General features: G+C 73.7%; 6 protein-coding genes. 4 read left to right on the top strand and 2 right to left on the bottom strand.

What is annotated here, in order from left to right:
• Positions 1–343: 343 nt before the first annotated feature.
• Positions 344–892 carry a DUF4232 domain-containing protein gene (locus tag CCL05_RS32465; RefSeq protein WP_086564250.1) on the top strand — a complete coding sequence of 183 codons (549 nt, stop codon included), beginning with the start codon at positions 344–346 and terminating at the stop codon, positions 890–892.
• Positions 893–899: 7 nt separating this feature from the next.
• Here the strand turns inward: CCL05_RS32465 and CCL05_RS32460 are convergent, their stop codons facing one another.
• Positions 900–2024 carry a DUF2786 domain-containing protein gene (locus tag CCL05_RS32460; RefSeq protein WP_086564249.1) on the bottom strand — a complete coding sequence of 375 codons (1125 nt, stop codon included), beginning with the start codon at positions 2022–2024 and terminating at the stop codon, positions 900–902.
• Positions 2025–2134: 110 nt separating this feature from the next.
• Here CCL05_RS32460 and CCL05_RS32455 point away from each other — a divergent pair, with 110 nt between their 5' ends.
• From CCL05_RS32455 to CCL05_RS32445, 3 genes are all read left to right on the top strand, one after another.
• Positions 2135–2767 carry a LysE family translocator gene (locus CCL05_RS32455; RefSeq protein WP_086564251.1) on the top strand — a complete coding sequence of 211 codons (633 nt, stop codon included), beginning with the start codon at positions 2135–2137 and terminating at the stop codon, positions 2765–2767.
• A 69-nt stretch (positions 2768–2836) separates the two neighbouring features.
• On the top strand, positions 2837–3580 hold the full coding sequence (locus CCL05_RS32450; protein WP_086564248.1) for a Clp protease N-terminal domain-containing protein: 744 nt from the start codon (positions 2837–2839) through the stop codon (positions 3578–3580).
• 209 nt (positions 3581–3789) lie between these two features.
• Positions 3790–5478, top strand: a complete 1689-nt coding sequence (locus CCL05_RS32445; protein ID WP_086564247.1) for a bifunctional 3'-5' exonuclease/DNA polymerase — start codon at positions 3790–3792, stop codon at positions 5476–5478.
• Here CCL05_RS32445 and CCL05_RS32440 read toward each other — a convergent pair.
• On the bottom strand, positions 5438–6470 hold a 1033-nt coding region (locus CCL05_RS32440; RefSeq protein WP_143589979.1), incomplete at its 5' end, for a tetratricopeptide repeat protein. The two genes, CCL05_RS32445 and CCL05_RS32440, sit on opposite strands and share 41 nt — an antisense overlap.

Raw genomic sequence — 6470 nt, 5'->3', positions numbered from 1 at the left:
GGTGCGGGTTCACCCGGCGGGGGTTCACCCCGCGGGAATCCACCCAGTGCGGGTTCACCCCGCGGGAATCCACCCGGTGCGGGTTCACCCCGCGGGAATCCACCCGGTGCGGGTTCACCCCGCGGGAATCCACCCGGTGCGGGTTCACCCCGCGGGAATCCACCCGGTGCGGGTTCACCCCGCGGGAATCCACCCGGTGCGGGTTCACCCCGCGGGAATCCACCCGGCCGGGGTTTTGGGAGGTCATCCCGGCGGGCGGCCTGCCCAGGTGCGTGACGGTCCCCGCGTCCGAGATGATCCATACGTCGGAACCGCTCATCGCCATCACGCACCAGAGGACCCCATGCGCACCTTTCCTCCCCTCGCCCTGACCGCCGCTCTCGCAGCGGCACTCCTGCTGACCGCCTGCGACGGCGACAAGACCAGTGGCGACGACGTCAAGAACGCGGACCGGCCGGGCGGTTCGGCCTGTGCGATCGGCGACCTGGGCGTGGAGGTCGGGGCCGGTGCCGCCCCCGCCGCCGGGGACACGGGCAATGTCACCGTCACCCTCACCAACAAGGGCGGCGCGTGCATGCTGAAGGGCTTCCCCGTCGTCGACCTCTCGGCGGAGGACACCACGACGTCCGTGTCCCCGGAGCAGACCGCGAAGGCCCGGTCGCTCACCCTCGGGAAGGGCGGCACCACGTCCTTCACGATCACCTACGTCCGGGGCGAGGCGGGCTCCCCGAAGAGCCTCAGCGTGCGGAAGGCGTCCTTCGCCCTGCCGGGCGCCACCGCGGACGCACGCGACCTGCCGTGGTCGTACGGCGAGGTCGCCCGGAGGGACGGGACCAGCAGCGGCGGCGCGGCGCAGGCCTCGGTGAGCGGCTTCGAGTCCTCGGGCGACTGACAGCAGGTCAGCGCAACGGCGGGCGGTGGTCGACCTGGGCGCGGTCCGCCGCCTGTGCGCCCTCCGTCCAGCCCGCCGCGTCACGCACGCCGCGCAGGCGGGTCGTGGTCGTCTCCGGGAACAGCCGGTCCAGCCGGCCGGTGACCGCCACGTCACGGGAGGCGAGGACCGGGAGCAGGTCCTGTGTCACCTGGGTCTCGGCGGCAGCCGCCAGACGGGTGCCGATGCGGTGGGCGTAGGCCGCGAGGAAGGACTGCCGGAACGTCTTGGTGCGCTTGCGGCCACTCGCCCGCTGAGCGGCCTCCGCCTTCGTCATCGCGGTCGTGGCCTGCACGAGGAGTGAGGTGTAGAGGAGTTCGACCGCTTCCAGATCGGTTTCGAAGCCGACGACGGTGGAAAAGCCGAGGGGCTCGTTCCACACCGCCCGGCAGTGGTTGGCGGTGGCGACGGCGTCCAGCAGCACCGCCTTGGCCTGCTCGTACGGCGGTTCGACACCGACCCGGCAGGCCCCGGGCGTCTCGGGCGAGGGCGCCCGGGCCGCGAGCAGCGCCTCGTCGACACTGTGCCGGGCCATCAGCTCCTGCGCCTTGGCGCTGAGCGCCTCCGCCTCCTCCGGGAACCCGGTGGCCTCGGCCTTGGCGAGCAGGGCGCGGATCCGGCCGAGCATCCGGGACCGGGTCCTCGGCTCCCCGGGCGACTCGTCGTGGGATCCGTCGAGGGACTCCAGGGCGGGCAGGCGCAGCAGCAGGCGGTACAGCTCCAGTACGGCGGTGGCGTGCGAGAAGCGGTCGGTGCGGGGCGGGGCGTCGTCGGGAAGCTCCGCGAGCTGCGCGTTCCAGCGGCGGCCGCGCGGGCGGTCGTGCGGACGGTCGTGCGGCGCCTGCGCGCGGATCAGTGCCGCCACCAGGTGGACGTGTACGTCGTCCAGTTCGCGCCGCACGATGCGTACGACGTCGGCCGGCTGCCAGCCGCGCCGCCAGGCCGCCGCCACGAACTCCGCACCGCGCCGGGCGAGTTCGTCGTCCGCCGCGGGGTCGGACGCGAGCAGGGACGCGCCGGTGTCGAGGGCCGTCTCACTGCTGTCGTACAGGGCGGCCTCGAACGCGCGGTCGACGGTGCTGGGCGTACTCACGGGGCCGATGGTGCCACGCCGTCACGGGCGGCCCGGCATGCGCGACCTCGTACGTCTCACTCCGCGGAATTGCGTCGTCCGTGCGCGGCGGGGCTTCGAGCATGGACGTCATGGTGGACATGTCTCTGTACGCGGCGTTCCTCGTCGCCGCCTTCGCGCTCTGCATCACCCCCGGCCCGGACATGATGTTCATCGTGGCGATGGGCGGCCGGGGCGGGCCCACCGCCGGGGTGATGGCGGCGTTCGGGGTGGCGTGCGCGATGTTCGTGCACGCGGTCGCGGCGGCGCTCGGGCTGTCGGCCCTGTTCACGGCGCTGCCGACGCTGTACCACGTGCTGCGCTGGGCGGGCGCGGCCTATCTGCTGTACCTGGCGGTGAAGGCGTTCCGGGACCGTTCGGTGCCGGGCGAGGAGGGCGCCGGCGCCGCGGGTCCGGGGATGCGGCGGGCGTTCTGGCAGGGCGCGATCACCAACCTGCTCAACCCCAAGGTGATCCTCTTCAACGTGGCGTTCCTGCCGCAGTTCGTGGATCCGTCGCTCGGCCATGTCCAGGGCCAGTTGCTGCTGCTCGGGGTCACGCTCGTCGTCATGGGCTTCCTGTGGGACGGCAGCGTCGGCCTGCTCGCGGGGCGGCTGGCGACTCTCCTCAGGCGCAGTGCGCGGGTGAACCGGTGGCTGAACATCGTCTCGGGGACGGTGTTCACGGGGCTGGCGGTGCGGTTGGTGGCGACGTCTCCGAAGTAGGCGGCTTCCGAGGAGGACGGTGTCAACTCGTGGTTGACACTCCTCGTGGCGCAACCTACGGTTGACACCATGACGACGAACCCCAACATCACGTCATCCGTGCGCCTCGACGATCTGATCGCGGCGATCAAGACGGTTCACCAGGAACCCCTCGAACAGCTCCAGGACGCGGTGCTCGCCGCCGATCACCTCGGCGAGGTGGCCGACCACCTGATCGGCCACTTCGTGGACCAGGCCCGGCGTTCGGGCGCCTCCTGGACGGATATCGGCAAGAGCATGGGGGTCACCCGGCAGGCCGCGCAGAAGCGGTTCGTGCCGAAGGAGTCGGCCGACCTCGACCCGAGCCAGGGCTTCAACCGCTACACGCCCCGGGCCCGCAACACGGTGATGGCCGCGCACAACGCGGCCAAGTCCGCGCACAACGCCGAGGGCCTGCCCGAGCACCTCGTCCTCGGTCTGCTGGCCGAGCCCGACGGCCTCGCCGCGAAGGCGCTCGTCGAGCAGGGCGTCTCCCTCGACACGGTCCGCGAGGCGGCGACCGCCGCACTGCCGCCGGCCGTCGAGGACGCCCCGGAGCTCGTGCCGTACGGCCAGGCCGCCAAGAAGGTCCTGGAGCTCACCTTCCGCGAGGCCCTGCGCCTCGGCCACAACTACATCGGCACGGAGCACATCCTGCTCGCCCTGCTGGAGCACGAGAACGGCGAGGGCGTCCTCAGCGGCCTGGGCATCGACAAGGAGCGGACCGAGCGGTACGTGGCCGAGGTGCTGGAGAAGATCGTGCAGGCGCAGAAGGACGCGGCGGACGGGGCGTGACGCTCCGCTGAGCTCCGGGCAGTGGTGGCTGCTCAGGACGGTGAACGCGACCGGAACCCGGACCGGGACGCTGACCGCGCCCGGAACCCGGGCCGGGATGGCCACCGCGACCGGAACTCGGGACGGGGACCGTCGCCGCGATCAGGGCGGCCGCCACGGCTGGGGCGCGGCCAGGGGGCGTTGTCAGACCCCCCTGGCACACTCGCAGCATGGCCGATCGGTGGGTGCTCGCTGCGGCCGAGGACGGTGGCGTGGACGTCGCTCCCCTCGGTCCGGACGGGCTGCCCGCCGGGCCGGTCCGGCGGGAGGCGGATCCCGCCGAGGCCGTGGGGAGCCGTCCTGGTGTCGCGCGGTGGGTGTGGCGCTCCACCGCCGAGGTCTACCCGCGTCTGCTCGCCACGGGGGTGCGAGTCGAGCGGTGCTACGACATCGAGGCCGCCGAGACGCTTCTCCTCGGCCACGAGGGGCGGTACGGGGAACCACGCTCGGCCGCGGCCGCCCTGGCCCGGCTGCGCGGCGGCCCCGTACCGCCCGATCCGCCCCAGCGCTCCGCCGAGCCGGGCTCCCAGTCCTCCCTGTTCGAACCGCAGGGCGTTCACCTGCCCCTGGCGGACCTCCTCGCGGTCTACGCCGAGCAGCAGAAGCGGCATGCGCAGGCCGAGCACCCTGAGCGGATGCGTCTGCTGACGGCCGCCGAGTCGGCCGGCATGCTCGTGGCCGCCGAGATGAACCGCGCCGGGCTGCCCTGGCGCGCCGAGGTCCATCGCGCGGTGCTGCACGACCTGCTGGGCGAGCGGTACGCGGGCGGCGGTGAGCCCCGGCGCCTGGCCGAGCTGGCCGACGAGGTGTCCGCCGCGTTCGGCCGCCGGGTGCGGCCCGACCTGCCGGCCGACGTGGTCAAGGCCTTCGCCCAGGCCGGCATCAAGGTCACCTCGACCCGCCGCTGGGAGATCGAGTCCGTCGACCACCCGGCCGTGAAGCCCCTGATCGAGTACAAGAAGCTGTACCGCATCTGGGTCGCCCACGGCTGGTCCTGGCTCCAGGACTGGGTGCGCGACGGACGGTTCCGGCCCGAGTTCCTCGCGGGCGGGACGGTGACCGGGCGCTGGGTGACCAACGGCGGGGGCGGGCTCCAGATCCCCAAGGTGATCCGGCGGGCGGTGGTCGCCGACCCCGGCTGGCGGCTCGTCGTCGCCGACGCCGACCAGATGGAGCCGCGCGTGCTGGCGGCCGTCTCCCGCGACCCGGGGCTGATGGAGGTGGCCGGCCGGGAGAGCGACCTGTACCAGGCGGTGTCCGACCGCGCCTTCTCCGGCGACCGTGCCCAGGCCAAACTCGCCGTGCTCGGCGCGGTCTACGGCCAGACCTCCGGCGACGGCCTGAAGAATCTCGCCGCGCTCAGACGCCGCTTCCCCCGAGCGGTGGCGTACGTCGACGACGCGGCCCGCGCCGGCGAGGAGGGCCGGCTCGTGCGGACGTGGCTCGGCCGGACCTGCCCGCCGGCGGCCCGGGGGACGGACGACGCGCCGGAGGAGGCCGGCATCCCGGCCGCCGACGAGGAGCAGCCCGACGGCGGACAGTGGGTGCCCGGGTACGCCTCCACCAACGCCCGCGCCCGCGGCCGCTTCGCCCGGAACTTCGTCGTCCAGGGCAGCGCGGCCGACTGGGCCCTGCTGCTGCTCGCCGCGCTGCGCAGATCCTGCGCGGACCTGGCGGCCGAACTGGTCTTCTTCCAGCACGACGAGGTGATCGTGCACTGCCCCGAGGAGGAGACGGAGACGGTCGTCGCGGCGATCCGCGAGGCGGCTGCCCTGGCCGGCCGGCTGACCTTCGGGGAAACGCCGGTGCGGTTCCCGTTCACGACGGCGGTGGTGGAGTGCTACGCGGACGCCAAGTAGCGAGCAGCTCGCGGAGTTCCCTGACCACCGCGTGCGCGTCGGTCCCCTCCAGCGCCGCGAGAGCCGAGCCCCACGCCTCGTGTGCGGCTCCGGCCCTCCCCTGGTCCCGTAGCAGCAGTCCGTGCTGGTGGCGGGCGAGGCCGCCGGTGTAGCGGTCGGCGCGGGCGTCGGCCCGGTCCAGCAGCTCGGCGCACTCGCGGGCGGCCCGCCCGGTGCGGCCCAGCAGCCGCAGCGCGCGGACCAGGCCCAGCCGGGTCTGGGACTCGCCGTGCCAGTCGCCGTGACCGCCCAGGATGCGCAGGCTCTCCTCGAAGTGCGCGACGGCGGCGGCCGGTTCGCCGAGCCGCAGATGGGCGTACCCGATGTTGCAGTGCGCGGAGTGCCGGACGATCACGGCGCCGATCTCGTCCCCGATGGCGAGCGAACGCCGGTGCTGCTCGATGGCGGCCCGCGGGTCGGTGTGCTCGTAGAGGTTGCCGAGGTGGCTGTGGGTGACGGCCTCGCCGTACGGGTCGTTCAGCCGCCGTGCGTACTCCAGGCTCCGGGTCAGCGCCTCGCACGCCTCGGCGGGCCGGCCGAGTCCGTCGAGCAGCAGGCCGCGGTTGTTGAGGCAGCGGCGGATCCAGGACGGGTCGTCGAGCCGTCGCCAGATGGCCAGCGCGCGGTCGTTGAGGTCGAGGGCGTCGCCCTGGCGGCCGGTCAGGAAGTGCAGTCCGGCGAGGTCGACCAGCGCATGCGCCTGAGCCGCCTCGTCCCCGAGCCGCCGCGCCACGCCGAGGCCGGCCCGCCCGAGCACCTCCATCTCGGCGACGCGTCCCCTGCGGTGCGCGTAGGGGAGGATCAGCCGCACGAGCGTGGAGACGAGGCCCGCACGCCGCCGGCACGGGTCGTCCGCGTACCGCTCGACCAGGGTGACGATGTTCGCCAGCTCCCCGTCGCCCCAGGCGAAGGCCTCCTCGGGGCTGCCGAAGGGGGCGACGGGGAGCTGGCGA

Origin of the sequence: Streptomyces africanus, assembly GCF_002150735.1 — a bacterium.
Taxonomy (GTDB): domain Bacteria; phylum Actinomycetota; class Actinomycetes; order Streptomycetales; family Streptomycetaceae; genus Streptomyces; species Streptomyces africanus.
This window is presented reverse-complemented; position numbering and strand designations above follow the sequence as displayed.

Coding starts and splice junctions, on each gene's coding strand:
- CCL05_RS32445 (WP_086564247.1), top strand. CDS start 3,790: ATGGCCGATCGGTGGGTGCTCGCTGCGGCCGAGGACGGTGGCGTGGAC.
- CCL05_RS32455 (WP_086564251.1), top strand. CDS start 2,135: ATGGTGGACATGTCTCTGTACGCGGCGTTCCTCGTCGCCGCCTTCGCG.
- CCL05_RS32450 (WP_086564248.1), top strand. CDS start 2,837: ATGACGACGAACCCCAACATCACGTCATCCGTGCGCCTCGACGATCTG.
- CCL05_RS32465 (WP_086564250.1), top strand. CDS start 344: ATGCGCACCTTTCCTCCCCTCGCCCTGACCGCCGCTCTCGCAGCGGCA.